General features: G+C 67.0%; 16 protein-coding genes. 9 read left to right on the top strand and 7 right to left on the bottom strand.

Going from position 1 to position 19383, the window contains the following annotated elements; all coding sequences use genetic code 11:
- Positions 1 to 1260, bottom strand: a complete 1260-nt coding sequence (locus K9F62_04495; GenBank protein ID UJX41953.1) for an ABC transporter substrate-binding protein — start codon at positions 1258 to 1260, stop codon at positions 1 to 3.
- Between the two features lie 270 nt (positions 1261 to 1530).
- Here K9F62_04495 and K9F62_04490 point away from each other — a divergent pair, with 270 nt between their 5' ends.
- From K9F62_04490 to K9F62_04460, 7 genes are all read left to right on the top strand, one after another.
- Entirely contained in the window at positions 1531 to 2214 is a 684-nt protein-coding gene (locus tag K9F62_04490) for a winged helix-turn-helix domain-containing protein (protein UJX41952.1), read from the top strand.
- A gap of 4 nt (positions 2215 to 2218) precedes the next feature.
- Positions 2219 to 3700 (top strand): HAMP domain-containing protein, encoded by a 1482-nt coding sequence (locus K9F62_04485; protein UJX41951.1) that lies wholly within the window; start codon positions 2219 to 2221, stop codon positions 3698 to 3700.
- 76 nt (positions 3701 to 3776) lie between these two features.
- On the top strand, positions 3777 to 4538 hold the full coding sequence (gene pstB / locus K9F62_04480; protein UJX41950.1) for a phosphate ABC transporter ATP-binding protein PstB: 762 nt from the start codon (positions 3777 to 3779) through the stop codon (positions 4536 to 4538).
- A 173-nt stretch (positions 4539 to 4711) separates the two neighbouring features.
- Complete coding sequence (locus K9F62_04475; protein UJX41949.1) at positions 4712 to 5875, top strand: HAMP domain-containing protein; 1164 nt, start codon at positions 4712 to 4714, stop codon at positions 5873 to 5875.
- Between the two features lie 9 nt (positions 5876 to 5884).
- Positions 5885 to 7360, top strand: coding sequence for a hypothetical protein (locus K9F62_04470; GenBank protein UJX41948.1), 1476 nt, complete (start codon positions 5885 to 5887; stop codon positions 7358 to 7360).
- Positions 7361 to 7368: 8 nt separating this feature from the next.
- A complete protein-coding gene (locus K9F62_04465) occupies positions 7369 to 9621 on the top strand; it encodes a DUF3536 domain-containing protein (GenBank protein UJX41947.1) in 2253 nt (750 codons plus the stop codon).
- Between the two features lie 155 nt (positions 9622 to 9776).
- On the top strand, positions 9777 to 10859 hold the full coding sequence (locus tag K9F62_04460) for an IS110 family transposase (GenBank protein ID UJX41946.1): 1083 nt from the start codon (positions 9777 to 9779) through the stop codon (positions 10857 to 10859).
- A 426-nt stretch (positions 10860 to 11285) separates the two neighbouring features.
- On the opposite strand, the gene K9F62_04455 is transcribed toward K9F62_04460, so the two are convergent.
- The 4 genes from K9F62_04455 to K9F62_04440 all read right to left on the bottom strand — a co-directional run bounded on the left by K9F62_04455 (position 11286) and on the right by K9F62_04440 (position 15572).
- On the bottom strand, positions 11286 to 13211 hold the full coding sequence (locus K9F62_04455; protein UJX41945.1) for a hypothetical protein: 1926 nt from the start codon (positions 13209 to 13211) through the stop codon (positions 11286 to 11288).
- Positions 13212 to 13290: 79 nt separating this feature from the next.
- Positions 13291 to 13674 carry a cytochrome c3 family protein gene (locus tag K9F62_04450; protein UJX41944.1) on the bottom strand — a complete coding sequence of 128 codons (384 nt, stop codon included), beginning with the start codon at positions 13672 to 13674 and terminating at the stop codon, positions 13291 to 13293.
- A gap of 120 nt (positions 13675 to 13794) precedes the next feature.
- Positions 13795 to 14538 (bottom strand): precorrin-3B C(17)-methyltransferase, encoded by a 744-nt coding sequence (cobJ, locus tag K9F62_04445; protein ID UJX41943.1) that lies wholly within the window; start codon positions 14536 to 14538, stop codon positions 13795 to 13797.
- Positions 14539 to 14540: 2 nt separating this feature from the next.
- Positions 14541 to 15572 carry a cobalt-precorrin 5A hydrolase gene (locus K9F62_04440; protein ID UJX41942.1) on the bottom strand — a complete coding sequence of 344 codons (1032 nt, stop codon included), beginning with the start codon at positions 15570 to 15572 and terminating at the stop codon, positions 14541 to 14543.
- A 114-nt stretch (positions 15573 to 15686) separates the two neighbouring features.
- Between K9F62_04440 and K9F62_04435 the strand changes: the two genes are divergently transcribed.
- On the top strand, positions 15687 to 16133 hold the full coding sequence (locus tag K9F62_04435) for a hypothetical protein (protein ID UJX41941.1): 447 nt from the start codon (positions 15687 to 15689) through the stop codon (positions 16131 to 16133).
- Positions 16134 to 16350: 217 nt separating this feature from the next.
- Here K9F62_04435 and K9F62_04430 read toward each other — a convergent pair whose 3' ends face one another.
- Together K9F62_04430 and K9F62_04425 are read right to left on the bottom strand one after the other, a co-directional pair.
- Positions 16351 to 17844, bottom strand: a complete 1494-nt coding sequence (locus K9F62_04430; GenBank protein UJX41940.1) for a histidine kinase — start codon at positions 17842 to 17844, stop codon at positions 16351 to 16353.
- Between the two features lie 10 nt (positions 17845 to 17854).
- Entirely contained in the window at positions 17855 to 18013 is a 159-nt protein-coding gene (locus K9F62_04425; protein ID UJX41939.1) for a hypothetical protein, read from the bottom strand.
- Between the two features lie 224 nt (positions 18014 to 18237).
- Between K9F62_04425 and K9F62_04420 the strand changes: the two genes are divergently transcribed.
- Complete coding sequence (locus tag K9F62_04420) at positions 18238 to 19305, top strand: D-alanyl-D-alanine carboxypeptidase (protein UJX41938.1); 1068 nt, start codon at positions 18238 to 18240, stop codon at positions 19303 to 19305.
- Positions 19306 to 19383 lie beyond the last annotated feature (78 nt).

Raw genomic sequence — 19383 nt, 5'->3', positions numbered from 1 at the left:
TCAGTCTCCGGCGGCGATCCGCATGGACGTCAGCGGCACGAGCCTGCCGCGCGAAGCGGTGGACAAATAGACCATGTCGAGGCCCTGGTGGTGGGGGCCGGTCAGGACGACCGGCACGTCGATGCCGAGGTCCACGGGGCCCAGGGAGATCACGGCCGCGTCCAGCCCGCCCCGGTCCAGGGGATCGGCCATGGCCGAAAGCACCTTCATGAGCAGCCGGGCGTTGAGGTAGCCCTCGAATCCCGTGGCGCTGCCTTCGAGCGGATGCTTGTCCCATCCCCCCGGCGGGGCCGGCGCGTCGGCCAGGGCGGCCAAGTCGCGCCTGTAGTCGCGGGAGGCGGGAAGTTGCGGATCGCGCCAGTCCGGGGCCACCTGGGACAGCACCAGTCCGTCCTCGAGGTTTCGGCCGCAACGTTCCCCCTCGCGGGCCAGGACGCGCAACAGGATTTCCCCGCCGGCGAAGGAGACCACGCCGACCGGCATGGTCAGCCCCTGGCCGCGCATGTCCCGGATCAGGGCGGCGCAGGCCGGGGCCGGGCCGACGATGAGCACCGCGTCGGGGTGGCAGTCGGCGAGCAGGGCGACCTGTCGCGCCATGTCCTCACCTGCGCCGACCAGCCGGGCGAAGGTGGCTTCGCCGCAGATCGACAGACCGCGTTTGCCCAGGGCGCGTCGCGCGCCGTCCCAGCCGCTGCGGCCGAAGGCGTCGGCCTGGTGGCAGATGGCGATACGGCTGCGCCCCTGGGCGACAAAGGCCGCGACGAGCCCTTCGATCTCCTGGCGGTAGGAGGCGCGCAGATTGTAGACGTAGCGGACGTAGGGCGGCACGCGGGAGGCCTGGAGCCCGGAAACCGGGAAGAAAAGACGCGCACCCTGCTTGGCATGGGCCCGCAGCACCGGCAGCTCCCGGCTGACTGTCGGCGTGCCGAGGGACGAAAAAAGGGTCAGCACCTTGTCCCTGACCAGGAACCGGACGATGTTTTCGATGGCCGGGTCGGGTTCGTAGTGGTCGTCGGCGGCGAGCAGTTCCACGGTGTGGCCGTCGATGCCGCCTTCCCGGTTGCGGTGCGCGAAAGCGGCCAGGGCTCCCCGGTAGAGTTCCAGGGCCATGGCCCGGGTCGGACCCGAGAAGCCGGCGGTAAGGCCGATCCTGATGGGTGACGGTTTTTCACCGGCGGCAAGGCAGGGCGGAGCCGCGAAATGGAAAAGCCCCGCCATCATCAGGGCGGCGCAAGCGAACGTGCGTAACCTGCCCGCCATCATCCCGATCCTTTGGCTTGATTTCGCCGGGTTTTTTATTTGACGCTTACCAGCCTTCTAGGCAGTTTTGCAGCAAGCGTCAAACCACGACAACGGCGGAGCACCCGGCCCGCTGTGTGGGCCCTGGCGGGCGATTGCGCCAGACGGGCGCGATGGGGGAGGTGCGATTTCGCGGCATTGCGTGTCCGGTGTCACACAATCGTCACGCGTCATTCATCCGCGCGTCAAGCCGTCATGTTCTTTCGAGCGACGAAAACTCCGAGGTGACGCATGTCCAAGGATTCCATCCTGATAGTTGAAGATGACGACGATATCGTCGAATTGCTCGCCTTCAACCTGCAAAGCGCCGGTTTCGCCACCGAAACGGCCAAGGACGGCTACGACGCCCTGACCAAGGCCCGGCGCGCGCCGCCGGCCGGCATCATTTTGGACCTCATGCTGCCCGGACTCGACGGTTTCGAGGTCTGCAAGGAGCTCAAGCGCGATCCCAAGACCGCCGCCGCGCCGATCATCATGCTGACCGCCCGGGGCGAGGAAGTCGACCGCATCGTGGGGTTGGAGCTCGGGGCCGACGATTACGTGGTCAAGCCGTTCTCCCCAAGGGAGCTCATCTTGCGCCTGCGGGCGGTGCTCAAGCGCCATGCCCCGGAGCAGGAGCGCCGGCAGGTGCTTTCGCGCGACGGCCTGTCCGTGGACCTCGGCGCCCACCGGGTGACCCTCGACGGCGAGGAAGTGGCGCTGACGGCCACGGAATTTCGGCTGCTGGCCGAACTGTTCCAGAGCACGGGCCGGGTGCTCACCCGCGATCGGCTGCTCAACTCCGTGTGGGGCTACGAATTTGAAGGCTATGCCCGCACGGTCGACACCCACATCCGCCGGTTGCGCCAGAAGCTTGGGTCCTGCGCCCGCATGATCGAAACCGTCCGGGGTGTGGGCTACCGGTTCAAGGAGTAAGGGAGTGGCCGCTTCCGACACCTTGGGCCTGCGCGCGGCGGCGCTTTGCCTGACCGTGACCGCCGCCTGTCTGGCGGCGCTTTCCCTTTTGCCCGCCACGCTGACCCGGCCCGAACGCCTGTTCGCCTACGGCGGGGCGCTTCTCGCGGCCGGCGGCGTCTATTGGCTGGTCGGCCGGCGTCTGTCGCGTTCCCTGGCCGAGGTCATCGCCGTGGCCCGGGCCATCGGCGACGGCGACTACCGCCACCGCATCCACCTGTCCCCGGGCGGGGAATTTTCCGCCCTGGCCGAGGCCGTCAATCACATGGCCCGGCGCATCGAATCCCACATCGGCACCATCACCGACCAGAAGACCCAGCTCGAAGCCATCCTCGACGGCATGCGCGAAGGCGTGATGGTGCTCGACGCGGCGGGCAAGGTGCGGGTGGCCAATCCGGCGCTGAGGCGCATCGCCCCGGTGACGGGGGACGTGGTCGGCCGCCGGCCCATCGAGGTCGCGCCGAGCCCGGAACTGCAAATGGCCTGCGACACGCTGCTCGGCGAGGCGGGCGAGGACCTGCCCGCGGCCTCGACCCTGGAGATCGAGCTGGGACCGGGGCGTTATTACGAGGTGTCCCTGGTGCGCCTCGGGCTCGATCCTGCCGGCGGGCGGCGCGAGCACGGCGCGGTGCTGGTTTTTCACGACGTGTCCGAGACCCGGCGGCTGTCCCGGGTGCGGCGGGATTTCGCGGCCAACGTCACCCACGAGATGCGCACCCCCCTGACCTCCATCAAGGGCTACGCCGAGACCCTGCTGGCCGCCGCGCCGGAGCTGGCCCCGGAAAAACGCCGGTTCCTCGACGTGATCCTCAGAAATGCCAACCACATGTCCAAGATGGTTGACGATATTCTCACCCTGGCCCGTCTGGAGGAACAGCCGGGCGTGGGCGATGACCGGGCCAGCGACCGGCCCGAGCCCAAGATCGACGCCGCCGCCGCCCTGGCCGACGCCGTGCGCGAATGCCAGCCCCTGGCCGACGCCAGAAAACTTTCCTTCGACAACCAGCTGCCCGAGGCGGAACTCCTCGTGCGCTGCGACGGCGGCCAGTTGACCCAGGTCTGGCGCAACCTGCTCGAAAACGCCACCCGGTTCGCGCCCGAGGGCTCGCGCATCGTCATGACCGCCTGCCCGGACGCCGAGGGCCAGACCGTCACCTTCGGCGTGCTGGACCAGGGCCCGGGCATCCCCCCCGAGGAGCGCCAGCGCGTGTTCGAGCGCTTCTACCGGGTGGAGCGCCACCGCTCCAAGACCCAGGGCAGCACCGGCCTTGGCCTGGCCATCGTCAAGCATATCGTGGAACGGCACGGCGGCAGGATATGGGCCGACCGGGGACGGGGCGAGATGACCGGGGCCGCTTTTTATTTCACCCTGCCCGTTTTCGCGCGCCCCGGGGCCGAGGCGGCGCAGGCAACGGTTTGTCTTGGACCGTCGACCCAATCGTCATGAAACTTCCACACCTGGGATGCAGGCTGCGCGCACGGCTTTCCCCGCGCATCCGTAACCGAACGAAAAGGAATCTCCCATGCCCGACACCGTGAAAATGGCCGCCAAGGGCCTCAACTTCTACTACGGCCGGTTCAAGGCGCTCCAGGACATCAATCTGACCGTCTACGAGCAGCAGGTCACGGCGCTGATCGGCCCCTCGGGCTGCGGCAAGTCCACCTTCCTGCGCTGCCTGAATCGTATGAACGACCTCATCCCCGGCACCCGGGTGGAGGGGGAGCTCACCCTGGACGGCGAAAACGTCTACGCCTCCAGCCTGGACGTGGTGGAACTGCGCCGCCGGGTGGGCATGGTCTTCCAGAAGCCCAACCCCTTTCCCAAGACCATTTTCGAAAACGTGGCCTACGGCCTGCGCGTGGGCGGGGTGCGGGACAACACCTACATTTCCCAGCAGGTGGAAAAAAGCCTCAAGGGCGCGGCGCTGTTCGACGAGGTCAAGGATCGCATCCACGACTCGGCCCTGGGCCTTTCCGGCGGCCAGCAGCAGCGCCTGTGCATCGCCCGGGCCCTGGCCATCGAACCGGAAGTGCTGCTCATGGACGAGCCGGCCTCGGCGCTTGACCCCATCGCCACCCAGAAGATCGAAGAGCTCATCCACGAGCTCAAACGCAATTTCACCATCATCATCGTCACCCACAGCATGCAGCAGGCGGCCCGCGTCTCGGACCGCACCGCCTTTTTCTACATGGGCAAGCTGGTCGAGGTGGACGCCACCGAAACCATCTTCACCCGCCCGGCCCAGAAGCAGACCGAGGACTACATCACCGGTCGCTTCGGCTGATGCCGGCCGGGGAGTCAAGGCCGCTCCGTCAGGAGGCGATGCGATGGGGGGCGGACGCCCCCCTTTGATTTCGCGCCAATACCCGCTATGGATCGGGCAATAGCTCGGGAGCCTGGTCCGCCGTATCCCGCCGCCCCCGTGCCGCATCCGTAACCAACAAAGGACGCACCGGCATGAGGTTTCCTCTTTTTCCGCTCAAGATCGCCGCCGCCATCGGCGTTGTGGCCGTGGCCGCCTTGCTCCTCGGGCTTTTTGCCGTGTCCCGTCTCGACACCCTGTCCGGCCGGTTCAAGGCCCTGGAGACGACGCGCCTGCCCCGGGCCGATCTGGCCGTGGCCGTGGAACGCCAGTTGCTTTTGGCCTCCCAGTCCATCCGGGACTATGCCCTCAGTTCCGACCGCGAATCCCTGGAACGGGCCAAAAGGAATCTGGCCAAGGCCGCCGACGTGCTGCATGCCGCCCAGGAGGCCGCCTCCCGTCCGGAGCTGAAGGACTTGGCCGCCGAGGCCGGCAAGATCGGTTTTTTTCTGGACGCCTACAAAAAGGCCGCCGAATCGTCGGTCGTGGCCAACGAACGGCTCGGCGCCAGCCGGGCGCGGCTGGCCGAGGCAGCCACAGCCTATGACGCGGCCGTGGACGACTACATCGGGCAGAAAACCGCCCAGTGGGACAAGGAGCTGGCCGCCCGCTATCCGGCTCCCGAGGCCTTGCGCCAGCATGCCCGGCGCCTGAAGCTGGCCCAGGTCGCGCAGCGTGCCGGCCGGGATGTTGCCACCGCGGCCGGTGAGGCCCGGGGCGAACGCGACCCGGCCCGGCTGTCCGAGGCCGAGGCCCGTTTCGACGCGGCCGAGGCAGCCCTTCGCGACGCCAGGGCCGGTTCCGACGACGATGCCAGACGGCTTGCCCCGGTGTTTGCCGCCCTGGCCGACTACCGTCAGGCCGTGACGGCGGTCCTTACCGACTGGAAGGTGCTGCGGGAGACGGGGCGCAAGATTCTCGAGGCCGAACACGCCGCCCTGGCCGGGGCCGCCCGGTTGGGCGGGGCGTCTTTGGCCGAGGTGGCGGGTGAGGCTGGCCGGCTGGCCGGATCGCTTCGCGCCTTGCGGCTTGTTCTCGGCGCCGCCGGCTGGGGCATTTTGCTTTTCGGGCTGGCCTTTGCCGTGGCCATGGCCGCGCTGCTCGGCTTGCCGGTGCGCCGCTGCGCCGCCTTTGCCCGTGATCTGGCCGAGGGCCGGCTGACCGCGACCCTGAATGTCCGCAGCCATGACGAGGTCGGCGGACTGGCCGCGAGCCTGACCGAAATGGCCCGGCGCTTGGGGCGGCGCCTGGCCCGCTGAGGGCGCGTCATGGCTTGTCGGCGTCTGGCCTGTTTCTTGTGCGTCCTGCTGGGGCTCGGCTGTTGCGCCGGGGCCTTTGCCCAATCCGCCAACCCGCCGGGATTTCGCGGCCTGTCCTTTGGCGCGCCCGTGGCCTCCATGCCGGGCATGGAGCTTGTGGTCCGCTTCGGCGACACGGCCTTTTACCGCCGGTCCGAGGAAAAGCCGCTTTTGGGCGCGGCCTGCGCCACGGACATCCGCTACGGCTTTTCGCGGGGGGCGCTTTTTTTCGTGCGCATGACGCTTACGGGCTGCGAGGGCCTGGGCGATCTCGTGGCCGCCTATACCGCCAAGTACGGCCGACCCGTCCGCGAGGGCGCGCCGGGGTTCTTGCGGCTGGTCTGGCGGCGGCCGCTTCTCACCGTGTCCCTGTCCCATTTCGCCCGGGACGGAAAGACCGTGGTCGATTACGTCTACCTGCCGGAGCTGACCGCCGACGAGCGCGAGGTCTGGCAAAGCGTCGAGGATATCCGTCGGCGCGGGCCCATCGGCTTTCGGGGCCTGCGCTTCGGTCGGGATATTTCCGGCATTCCCGGTTTGGCCCAGGCCTACCGCGAAGGCGCGGCCGCCTATTACCGCCGGCCCGGGGACAGCCTGGAACTTGGCGACCTGCGGTTGACCGACATTCTGTACGGCTTTTTCCGGGGCAAGCTTTTCGCCGTGGTCATGCGGGTCGGCGAGGGCGGGGATTTCGAGGCCCTGCGCCGGGCCTACATCGCCAAATACGGGCCGCCGCGCGCCATCGCCGCCACCTTGGAGGAGGAACTGGTCTGGAGCTGGCCCGAGGCCCAGATCGCGCTTTCCCGCGACGTGGAGGCCGGCGGCGTGACCATCCGCTACGCCGACGCCAAGCTGCTCGCCGCCATGGACGCCGCCGAGACGGCCGCCGGCGCGCCGCCGTCGCTTTCCGGGGGCTTCCGCCTGTTTTCCCCGGGCGATCCGCCGCGCTCGTTTCGCGGCGCGGCCTTCGGCTCCCCGCCCCAGGCCCTGCCAGCCGGCGAATACCTCTACACCCACCGCGGCCGCAAATATTACCGTCGCGGCGATGAACGGCTCCGCCTCGGCGACATTCCCCTCACAAGCGTGCTGTACGGCTACGACCAGGACCGGCTGGCCGGGGTGACGCTGACCATCGCCGCCTCCGGCGACGGCCCGGATTCGGACTACAACCGCGTGCTGGCCGCCTACAGCGCCAAATACGGTTCCCCGGACACGCGGTCGGCCGATGACGGCGGCGTCATCCACCAATGGTCGTGGCCGGGCCTGTCCATCGCCCTGGTGCGGCCCAAGCTCGGCCCCATGGAGGTGCATTACGTGGACGCTTCGCTCTTGCGCCACCGCGAGGGCCGCATCGCCGCCAAGGCCCTGGACGCTCTGGACAAGAAGATTTTTGCCGCGCCGGACGCCGCCGGCGAGGACATCGAACGCAAACCCGGACAGGAGTAAGCCCGCCTATGGACCGCGCCCTTTGCATCCACGGCCATTTCTACCAGCCCCCCCGCGAGGATCCCTGGCTCGGGCTCATTTTGCCCGAAGGCAGCGCCGCCCCGAGCCGCCATTGGAACGAGCGCATCTGCCGCGAATCCTACGCGCCCATGGCCAGGGCCAGGCGGCTGGACGGCTCGGGCCGCATCGTGGAACTGCTCAACTGCTACGAGTGGATGAGCTTCAACGCCGGACCGACGCTGCTTGCCTGGATGGCCCGTTCGGCCCCGGACACCTACGCCCGCATGCTCGAGGCCGACCGCGAAAGCGTCAAGCGCCTGGGCCACGGCAACGCCCTGGCCCAGATCTACCACCATGTCATCATGCCCCTGGCCTCGGACCTGGACAAGGAGCTCGAGGTGGCCTGGGCGGTGGACGATTTCCGGGCCCGCTTCGGCCGCGATCCGGAAGGCATGTGGCTGTCCGAAACCGCCGTGGACACGCCGACCCTCGAAGCCCTGGCCGCCGCCGGCATCCGCTTCACCATCCTGGCCCCGTCCCAGGCCACGGCCGTCAGCGACGACGGCGAAAACTGGCATGGCGTGGACGCCGGCTCCCTGGACATCCGCCGGCCCCACAAGGTGCTTTTGCCGTCGGGCAGGCCCATGGCCGTCTTTTTCTACCACGGACCCCTGTCCCAGGCCGTGGCCTTCGAGCGCCTGCTGGCCGATGGCGAGCAGTTTTTCCGCCGTCTTTCCGGCGCGGCCGGGGAGGGGCTCTTGTCGCTGGCCACCGACGGCGAGACCTACGGCCACCACTTCACCTTCGGCGAGATGGCCCTGGCCTACGTGCTCGATCAGGCGCGCTCCGGCCGCGATGGGCTGACGCTCACCAATTACGCGACGTTTCTGGAGACCGATCCACCCAAACGGTTTGTGCGTATCCGCGAGGCCTCGGCCTGGAGCTGCGCCCACGGCGTCGAGCGCTGGCGCTCGGACTGCGGTTGCACCAACGGCGGGCATCCCGGCTACAACCAGAAATGGCGCGCGCCGCTGCGCGAGGCCTTAAACCGCCTCAAATCCCGGTTGGACGCCCATTTCTTCGCCGCCGGCAAGCCCCTTTTCGCCGATCCCCGCCGGGCGCTTGCGGCCTACGGGAAGGTCCTGGCCGCAAGCATGGCCCCGGCCGCTTTCGAGGCCGCGCATTTCGCGCCGAAACTGCCGGAAGCGGCCCGGGGCACGGCCTGGAAACTACTGTCCATGCAGGCCTGGGGGCTGGCTTCCTTTGCCAGCTGCGCCTGGTTTTTCGACGAGATCTCACGGCTCGAGCCGGTAAATGGCCTGACCTTCGCCCTGCGGGCCGCGGAATTGGCCCGGGCCACGGGCATGGCCGACCCCGAGCCCGAGGTCACGGATATCCTGGCCAAGGCGCGCTCCAACGACCCGGAAATGGGTTCGGGCCGCGATATATGGGAAAACATGGTCCGGCCCAGGCGCGAAACGCCCAAGACCCTCGTCACCCAGGTCCTGCTCACCCTCGGCCTGGAAGAGCGCCTGCCGACAGGCGACGGGAGCGCCGAGGCCCGCTGGCCGGGCGTGGCGGTGACCGTGCGCCTGGACGATCCCGAGGGCGGCGCGCGCCCCGGCAAGGCCTCCATCCGCTACCACCTGGAAACCGCTACCGAGGATTTCGCCATCAGCTTCCGCCCGGCCCCGACCGCCGATCCCTTTGACGGCTGCGTGACCATGGTCCCGGCCGGGGGCGGGGCCGAGGAGGGGGTGTGCTTCCGCGACGTGGGCCTTCCCGTCAACAAGCGGCAAGCCCTGGCCGACGCCTTCGCCCGCCACGCCGAGGACGCCTTTTTTGCCGCCATGCTGACCCAGGCCGCGACGGCAAGGAAACTCGTCACCGAACTGCAGGAAGCCCAGAATACGCTCAATCTGGCGCCGCTGTGGCTGCATCTGTGGCCGGGGCTCTTGTGGCACGAGGTGTTCGATCTGCCGCTGCCGGCAAAGCGCGAGGCGCTGCTGCGGCTTTTTCTGATCGAGGCCGGACGCAATTCGCCGGTCAAGGCGGCCCTGGAGGCGCGGCTTGCGGCCGAAACCGCCCGGCGCGTGGCCGAGCCGGACCCGGACTGCCGCAAGCTGGCCCGGCTGGTCGCCCGGACCGCCGACCTCGACCTGCACCCCGACTGGTGGGCCGCCCAGAACGCGCTGTGGGAATGCCGCCCTTTCGCCGGCTCCACAGCCACTCTGGCCGGCGCTTTGGGATTCGTGGTGTAGGTGTAGGGGAGGGAGAAAAGAGCCGGGGGGAAACTTTTCTGTAGAAAATTTTCCCCCCGGACCCCCTTTCAAATACCATGTTGGCCTCGACCCTCAAACTGGCTGATAGTGCCAGTAAATGTGCTCGTAGACACAAACGAGGCGAGGAGACCAACATGGCAGGACAAGCGTTATCCCAACTTCAAGCGTTTGTGGAGGCTTCACAAGGTCGATCTTTTTTTGTCGGATTGGATGTCCATAAAAATAGTTATTTTGTTGCGTTACGTCGGTTTGATGGAGTCGTCCACACCTTGGTGATGTCGGCGAGCCCGCAGGCTCTGATCGACAAATTGGCCGCGGTGGGCGTCACCGTGGCCATGGCGGCCAGTGAATCCGGGCCGACCGGATTCACCCTGTCCAGAGCGCTCACAAAGGCAGGGATTCCCAATCTCGTGGCGGCTCCCAGTCGGATTCCCCGCCCCGTGGTCTGGGGCGCAAAAACAGACCGGCTCGATTGCGTCAAACTGGCCGATTACGCCGCCAAGGGGATGCTGCGTCCCATCGCCGTGCCGACCGAGGAGCAAGAAGCCCAGAGGAGCCTGGAGCGCCGACGACACGATCTGGCCGACGACCTGCGTCGTGTGAAACTGCGCATCCATTCCCATCTGCTTTTTTTGGGCCTTACCGAACCACCCAATCTGAAATACTGGAGCAAGGTCGCTGTAGCATCCCTGCTTAAACTGCCCATGCATCAGGCTGCCCGGTATACGCTGGAAAGTTTTGTGCGGGAGATGCATGCCATCACCAGCGAATTGTCCCTCGTTGAACAGCAACTTGAGACAATTTGCCGCCAGGGAGAGCATGACAAAGTCATCAAGTGCCTGCGCACCGTGCCCGGTGTGGGGCCGCTCATCGCCGCGACCTTCCGTCTGGAGTTGTTTCAGCCGGAACGTTTCAGCCGGGCCGAAGAGGTGACAAGCTATCTGGGACTTGCGCCCATGGTGCGCCAGAGCGGCGAGAGCAAGGGCCGGGCCAGGTTACGGCCCGTGGGGCAGACCAAACTGCGAAGTCTTTTAGTGGAGGCGGCCTGGAAATGGCGCGCACACGATCCGAAGGCTCAGGCCTGGTATCACAAGTTGCTGGGGAAAAGCGGCCTGGCCCAAAAGGCCATCACAGCCTTAGCTCGAAAACTGGCCATCATTTTGTGGCGGCTGAGCCTGGAGAAACGAGCGTACCGATTTGAGGCGGTTATGGCGTGAAACGGCGGCGGGCGAGGATCACGCCGGCTCTGGGAAGCCCCGTGCTCCTCGCCCGCCAAGAGGGTATTGCAGCGCCAACAAGGACCTGTGGCAACGAACGGGGAAGACTGAAAGCCTAACAGCCAACAATTTTTCGGATTGGTCGCGGAAAAGTCTGGCCGCATGGCGGCGTTTCTCAAATGGCGAAAATCCGAAAACTACCGAATCGGTACTTGGCGCTTCGGGCGCGAATAGGAAACGGGCGGTTAGACTGCGTCAGCCGGCTTGACTTCGGGCCACATAGGAAAGACTTTTAACGGTGACAGGCTGTTAATGATAACATAATGTAATCGTTAAAAGTTTTTGGGAGGGGAGAGCGCGAGAGGGGGACCCTTTTTTCAAAAAGGGTCCCCCTCTCGCATCGCTTCCTGCTTCTTTCTTTCTTCTCTACAGCAATTCTTTGGCCAGGGCGGTGATTTCCTCGCGGATCACGTCGGCGGCGGCCTTGGGCACGAGTTTTTTGATCTCGTCCGCCAGTTCCTCGCGCAGGGCGTTTATGGCCGTGTCGAGCTCCGTCCTGTCCAGTTTGGCCGCAAGGCCCTCCAAGGCGGGAGCGATGGCGGCGTCGACGGCCGCGTCAAGGTCCGCCCGATCCGGTTTCGCGTCGAGTCGCTCCAGGGCGGCATCGAGGTCCGCCTTGTCCACTTTGGTCGCAAGGGCTTCGAGGGCGGGAGCCAGGGCCGCGTCGATGTCCGCGCGGTCCGGTTTGGCTTCGAGCGCGGCCAGGGAAGGGGCGAGGGCGTCGCGCACCTGGCTGGTCACGTCGTCGGTGATGGCGGCGACGAGCTTTTCGGAGTCCTGGCGTTCGGATTCCAGGGTTTCGATGCGGCCGGTCAGCACACCGCCGAGGGCCTCGACCTCTTGCCGGGCCGTCTGCTTGGCCGATTCCATGGCCTCGGTCAGGCGTTCGTCCAGGGTCGACGCCAGTTCGGTGCTGAGCGTCTCGCGCAGCTCCCGGCGCAACTCGGTCAGGCGTTCGTCGAGCTTGCCGGCGATGTCGCGGGAAAGCGTCTCCCCAAGCGTCTCCAGGCTGGCGGCAAGGCTGTCCTTGGTGGCGAAGGCATCCGGCTGCGGCAGCTCGCGGGTGATCGCGTCCAGCCGGGTTTCCATGGTGGCGGTGAAATCCGTGAATTGTCCCTGCTGATCCTGGGTGAGGGATTCCAGTCGGGCCAGGGACTGGCGCACCTCGGCCAGCAGCGCATCCCGGGCCGCTCCAGCCCTTTCCTCGGCGGCTTCGAGAATCTCGGCCTTGAGGGTCTCGTGGTCCGGCCCCTGCGGCTGGCCGGCCAGAATAGCATCCAGGCGTTCGGACAGGGCGTCTTCCAGTCGTACCGACAGGGCGTCGGCCAAGGCATCGCCGTCGCCGGCCGTGGGCAGGGATTCGATCTTGTCGCACAGGGTGGCGGTGGAGGTTTCCAAGGCGTCGATGCGGGCGGCCAGGGCGTCCATGCGGCCGGTGTCGGCGGCTTCCTCGTTCGCGGCTTCCGGGGCCGGTCCCTTGGCCGTGTCGATGAGCTTGTCCAGGGCGGCCAGATCGATGGCTCCGGCGGTTGCGGCCGCAAGGGGCGCGGCGGCCGGAGCCTCCGGCGTTTCCTCGATGGCGGCGAGTTCCGCCAGATCGGGGCCGCCGGTCGTGGCCGGGGCTTCGTCCGGAGCCGGGGGCAGGTCGCCGAGCAGGTCGTCCATGCTCGGTTCGCGCCCTGGCCCTTCGTCGGCGGCCTGGGACTGCGGCGCTTCGGGCTCGAACGCGGACAGGCTCATGTCGGAAAGATCCAGGGCGTCGTCGGCTTCCTCGGGGGCCGCCGGGGCTTCGTCCGTACCGGACGCTTTGGGCACCTGGGCGACGGGCTCCTGCTCGGCATCGAACTGGGCCAGGAGATCATCGCCTTCGGCCTTGGCCTCATCGTCGCCGAAGAGGTCGGCCATGGCGTCGTCGGCCGCGGGCGCGGCGGCGGGCTCCTCGGGTTCATCCAGGCCCAGGCCGGCGAGATCGAAGGCGTCGTCCGCTTCCTCGGGGGCCGCCGGTTTTTCGGGCGCTGCCGTGGGCGCTTCGTCGACTTCGAGGCCGGAGAGGTCGATGGCGTCGTCGGCGGCGGTGGTGGCGTCTGCGGCCATGGAAGTTTCCGCGGCCGGCGCGGCGGGTTTGGTCGGGGTGGGATCGGCGTCGCCGAACAGGTCCTCGAGCTCCTGCTCGAAGCTCATGTCCACGGGGGCGTCGTTATCGGCGTCGCCGCCGACGCTCCCCTCTTCGACGAGGTCGGTCAGATCGATGATGTCGTCGTCGTTTTCGGGAAGGGGTTTGTCGGTCGGCATGGGGTACCTCGGCCTGATGCGGCGTCAGAAATATGAAAGCGAGGCCGGGGGATAGGCGCCCAGCCTCGCCAAGGCACAATTACGCCTTCGGATGGCACTCGGGGCACTTGGTCGGGCCCTTGGCTTCCTTCTTGTGGCAGCCGATGCAGCTGTGCGGGCTCTTCATGTCGTGAAAAGCCTTGTAGAAGGAATGCTCGCTGGTCTTGTCCTTGCTGTCCTTGCTGTCGTGGCAGCCGGCGGCGGAGCACTTCTGGTTGGCTTCACCCTTGTGGTGGCACATCTTGCAGTCGATTTTGGCATGGCCCTTGTGGGAGAAAGCCACTTCGGTCTTGGTGACTTTGTCGTAGCCTTCCGGTGCCTTGATCTTCATGTCCGCCGGAGCTTCCACGGCTTGCAGCATGGGCAGGCCCACGAAGCCGACCAACGCCATGCAAGCGAGAATCGTAAACAACGCCTTTCTCATCCCTCACACCTCCTTCCAAGAATAATTTTTCACATAGGGTGTGTACGACCAGCCCCGACAGCCTGTCAAGGTGCATCGCCCGGAAAAGACGGAAGATTTCAGTCCGAAAAGGTAGGGAACTTAGGCCTCCAGGGTGTACTTTTCAGCATAGCCGCGCGGGGTGAGCATACGCTCGGCCGCCATGCGCGTGGCGGCGTTGCCGATGACCACCAGGGTCAGCATGTCGGCAAATTCCGGGTCGGCTGCGGCCAGGGAGGTGACGCGGATTTCCTGGCCCGGGCGAAAGGCGTTTTTGACCATACCGACGGGTGTTTGCGGGTCGCGATGTCGCCCCGCCAGGCCGAGCGCCTCGTCCAGGTAGCCGGCGCGCCGCCGGGAGCGGGGATTGTAGAGGGCCAGCACGAAATCGGCGGCCAGGGCCGCGTCCAGCCGGCGGCGGATGACTTCCAGGGGCGTGAGCAGGTCCGACAGGCTGACCACGGCGAAGTCGTGGGTAAGCGGCGCGCCGAGCAGGGCCGCCGCCGCGCACACGGCCGGGATGCCCGGCACGACGTCGAAATCCATCCGGTCGGCCAGCCCCATGGCGTCGAGCATTTCGAGGGCCAGCCCGGCCATGCCGTAGACGCCGGCGTCGCCGCTCGAGACCAGGGCCACGCGTTTGCCGGCCGCCGCCGCTTCCAGGGCCGCCCGGCAGCGGGCCACCTCGCCGGTCATGCCCGTTGCCGTCACTTCCTTGCCGGCCAGCAGCTCCGGCGGCACGAGGTCGATGTAGGTGGCGTATCCTGCCACCATTTCGGCCGCCCCGAGGGCCTCGGCCGCCATGGGCGCGAGCAGGGCCGCGTCGCCCGGGCCAAGCCCGATCACCGTCAGACGGCCACGGCCGCCGTGGCGCGCTTCGTCGCCGTCTTGGGGGCCACAAGCCTGCCCCCGCCCGAGGCCAGTATCGCCGCCGCTTCGCATACGCTTCCCGTTCCCATGTGTTTCGCCACCGTGGCCGACGGATGCGGTACGGCCACGGCGGCCAGTTCGTCCGCTTCGTAAAAAATCGTCCGCGCCCCAAGCGTGGCGGCGGCCTGGAGAATGCCCGCCTCGTCGCGCTTGGCCTCGATGGAGGCGATCGCCCCGATGCTGGCCGGGGAAATGCTTCGTTCCCGGCACACCCGTTCGATAAGCTCAAGAATTTCGGTCGCCGGGGTTCCCCGCCGGCAGCCCACCCCGACCGCCAGCACCCTTGGCCGCAGGTAAAGCCGGTCGGGAGCCGGTCGTCCCTGCCGCCAGTCCACGACCACCAGCGGCGTTCCCGGTTCGGGCGGCTCGGGCGCGGCCACCCAGACGAAAAACCGGGCCTTTTCCGGATCGTCCACGGGAAAAAGCCCCAGCGGATCGAACACGGCCACCGTGCCGCCGGCCGCCAATACGGCATTGACGCGGCGGGTGGCCTGCGGATTGTCCAGGCCAAAGCCGCGTTCCCGGGCCAGCATCTCCACGGCCGGCGCGCCGGCGGCGTCCGTGGCCGTGGTGACGACCGGCACGGCCCCGACCCAGGCGGCCACGTCCCGGGCCAGGGCATTGGCCCCGCCGTAATGCCCGGCCAGCAGGCTTATGGCGAAACGGCCGGCGTCGTCCAGGCAGACTACCGCCGGATCGCTGTATTTGTCGCCGAGGTGCGGGGCGATGGCCCGCACGGCAATGCCGCAGGCGCACACGAACACATGGGCCGGGCGCACCTGGAAGTTTGCGGCCACAAGCTCGCCCAGGGCGGCATAGCCCGTCGCCCCGGCCTCGTCGGCCAGGCGGTCGGGGACGAAAAGATCGGCGTCAAGTTTTGCGGCCAGAAGGCGGCCGAGGGCGGCCCCTTTTCGGGTGACGGCATACACGGCCGGTCGCGATTGCGGCATGGGAGGCACATACGCTTTTTTGCGGCGGGGCTAAAGAAGATTGCGCGGGCGGCCGATAAGATCCTTGGATAAGGATTGGTCCGTCCGTAATGCGGACCTCTTACGGAGAATGCCATGATCGATGCGGTGGACAGCGGCGGCTACGGGGTACTGGGGCTTTACGCGGCCCAGGCTCCGGTCGTGCCCGATCCGCCGGTTCGGGCGACCTCGGCTACGGGCTCTGCGACCGGAGCCGATGCCGGACAGGCCGTCGCGGCCGTACCGCCTGTCCAGGAAGCCGCCGCCGTCGGCAGCGGGCCGGTATCGGCCGGCGATGCCTCACAGGACGGCGCATCCACGGGCGGACGCGATTTCGCCGGACAGGGGCAGACCCTGGCCCGCCAGGCCGCCGTGGCCGTGAGCCTGACCGCTTCGGCGGACATAGCCTCCCCCACGAACGCCACGTCCGCGTCGGATCGGGGCACATCCGGCACCGTCCAGACCCGCGCCTTGCGGGCCTACGCCCGAAACGGCGAAACCACCGCCTCCCGCCCCGCTCCCATGCTCACCGCCCAGGCGTGAGTGCGCGAATATTTCTCTGAAACGAAAGTGCGAGAGGGGAACCCTTTTTGAAAAAAGGGTTCCCCTCTCGCGTTCTCCCCTCCCCAAAACTTTTAACGGTTAGGGGTGATGTGACGGCAGTACTCTGTAACTATTGAAAGTCTTTGGAAAGGGGGGCCGGGGGGAGAACCTTTCTGCAAGAAAGGTTTCCCCCCGGTTCCTTCTTCCAAACAACTCCCTAATCGCCGGCGTTGACGGCGGTGGGGGGGGCGGGCGCGGCCGGAGCCTTGGCGATGCGGGGCTTGGGGAACGCGACGGTGACGACGGTGCCGGCGGCTTCGGACGTGGTCATGGTGATTTTGCCGCCGTGGGTCTCGGCGATGAGCCGCGCGCCGTAGGTGCCAAGGCCTGTGCCGTCTTTTTTCCCGGCGGTGGCGTATTTCTCGAAAAAGGTGGAGCGGATCTGCGGCGGCACCATGCCGGCGTTTTTGATCGCCACGGCAAGTGTCCTGCCCTCGGTCAGTTCCACGGTCACGCGTTCTTCCGGCGGGGAGGCTTCCAGGGCGTTTTTCACCAGGTTCGAGAGCATGGTGTACAGGAGCATTTCCTCGCCGCGCACCACGAAGGTGTCGCCGGTGGCCCGCGCCTCGCCGCGCACCAGGATGTCCAGGGTCAGGCCGTGCTCCTCGATGACGCTGTGAAGTTCCCCGATGATGTTGTCGAGGATGGGGAGCAGGTCCACCTTTTGCGGCGTCAGCTCGTAGGCGCCGCTTTCCATGCGGTAGAGGTCCAGGGACTGGTTGATCATGTTGAGCATGCGGTAGCCGGCGTGCTGCATGAGGCTTAACATGTCGGTCTGCCGCTCGGTCAGGTTGCCGTCGCGGCGCAGGAGTTGGGGCAGGGTGAGCACGGCGGTCAGCGGCGATTTGAGGTCGTGGCGGGTCATGCGCTCCACGTCCTCGCGCAGCCGTTCGGCTTTCTTGCGGTCCGTGATGTCGACGATGGTGTAGCCGAGGATGTCGGCGAAATGGGAGGCGAATTCCGAGCCTTTTTCGCTGGTGTAGCGGTCGGGGTTGGAATCGAAGAAGCTCAGGATGCCGATGAGGCGCTGGGGGCCGAACTTGTCGCGCAGGGGCGAGATGAAGCAGGAGCCGAGCAGGAGCACCTTGCGTTCGGCGCAAAATCCCCGGCCGAAGAAGAATTCCGGGTCCGGCACGGCGCGTATGGAGCACATGCAGGGGCCGGGCGTGGCGACCCCGGGCATGAGCCCGGCGAGGGCTTCGCGCATGGCGTCCAGTTCGGCCAGCCGGGCACCGGGCGGGTCGTAGGGGGCGAATTCGGCTGCATCGAGGATGAGGCTGACCGCCCGCAGGCCGAAGAGGTCCTGGATGCGGTCCAGGATGGCGGGCAGGTCCTCGTGGCTGCGCATGAGCTCCACCACGCGGATGGCCTTGCGGAACTTCTCGAAGGCGGTAAAGCTGCCCTCGAAGCGGTCGACCACGGTCTTGAGCTTGTTTTGCAGGTCCACGCACTGCTTGCGGTTGCGTTCGTTTTCCTTGTGGGCCTCCAGCAGTTCGGCCCGGGACAGGGCCACGGCGTTGGCCCGCATCTTGGTTGCCCGGCGCAGTTCGGCCAGGGTTTTCCGAAACTGGTAGGAATTGTGGTCGGCAAAGGCTTCTTCGAGCTTTTGCAGGCGTTCCTGGATATCGGGAAAGTCGGAATGATCGGTCATGTGTCTGTTTTTAGCGCCGGGCTCCGCCGTACGAGCCGCTCGTGTAGACGCCATAGATGCGGGCATCTCCCGTGGTACGCACTTCCAGGGTGGAGGCCTTTTGCGTCCCCGCGCAGGCGCTCAGGAGGCAAAGGGCCGAAAGAATCAGGAGAATCGTCGGACGAACCATGTCGGGGCTCCAGGTGGTTGCGGATCGCGGTCAGGACCTCGCCCCCGCCATCCATTGATACTACGGCAAGCGCGCTCCGGGCGCAACGGCCGAGCAGCGGACTTTTGACATTCGAAACCGGCGCGGGTAGAAGGCGCGAACGCTATGCCTGCCGTGATTGCCGTGTTGCCCTGCGCCCGGGGCGCGCCGGCCGCGCCAGGGCGTATTAAGAGGACTTGCGTCGCATGCAGCATTCGTTTCGCACCTTCCTGGTGATCCTCGCGGCCGTCCTGTCCCTGGTGGCCGCACCGCTTTGCGGCGATGGCCAGGCTCTGGCCAAGCAGGCTTCCCATGCCGCGCATAAGGACGGCAAGCCGGCGAAGTCGGCCAAGGTATCCACAAAAAGATCGAAGAAATCCCGCCGGGCCAAAAAGGCCGCAGCTCCCGCCGTGCGCGAATCCAAGAACGAGGAAGGCGACATCGGCGTGTGCACCGTGCCGCGGCTGACCGTCAAATCGGCCATGCTGTGGGACATGAATACCGGCGGACTGCTCTACGAGCAAAATCCCGACGTCCAGATTCCCCCGGCGTCCCTGACCAAGATCCTCACCCTCTACATCATCTTCGACGCCATCCGTCAGGGCAAGCTGCGTCCCTGGGACGTGGTCGAGGTGTCGCAGCGCGCCGCATCCCAGGGCGGCTCCAACATGCACCTGCGCGCCGGCGAATCCGTCAAGGTCACGGAGCTCATAACGGGCATCGCCGTGGCCTCGGCCAACGACGCCTGCATGGCCATGGCCGAGCACCTGGAAAACGGCAATGCCGACGCCTTCGTCAACCTCATGAACGACTCGGCCCAGCGCCTGGGCATGACCCGTTCCCGGTTCATGAACCCCAACGGCCTGCCGGCCGACGGGCAGGTCACCACGGCCCGGGATATGCTGCGCCTGGCCAGCGCCTACCTGGAGCAGTTTCCCAAGGCGCTCACCATCCATTCCATGCAGTTTTTCACCCACAACAACCGCCAGCGCCACAACGCCAACGCGCTGCTCGGCCGCTACGAGGGCGCGGACGGCCTCAAGACCGGGTTCGTGTGCGCTTCGGGCTACAACATCGTCGCCACGGCCAAGCGCGGCGACACCCGGCTGATCGCGGTGGTTCTCGGTTCGCGCACCGCCGGCGTCCGCCTGCGCGAGACGTCCAAGCTCCTGGACAAGGGCTTCAAGATCGTGACCGCCCAGAAATCCTCCAAGGACTCCAAGGTCCTGGCCGCCACCCCCGCGCCGCTTCCTGCCTCTCAGGCGCAGCCGTAGACATTTCGGTTACGGACCGGACGATTTTGGGGAACGCTTCGGGCGTTCCCCTTTTTTTTCGGCCCGTGCTGTGGTCTC

Source organism: Desulfovibrio sp. JY, from assembly GCA_021730285.1.
Taxonomy (GTDB): domain Bacteria; phylum Desulfobacterota; class Desulfovibrionia; order Desulfovibrionales; family Desulfovibrionaceae; genus Solidesulfovibrio.
Note: the sequence above shows the minus strand (reverse complement) of the source record. Positions and strands in the feature narration are given on the sequence as shown.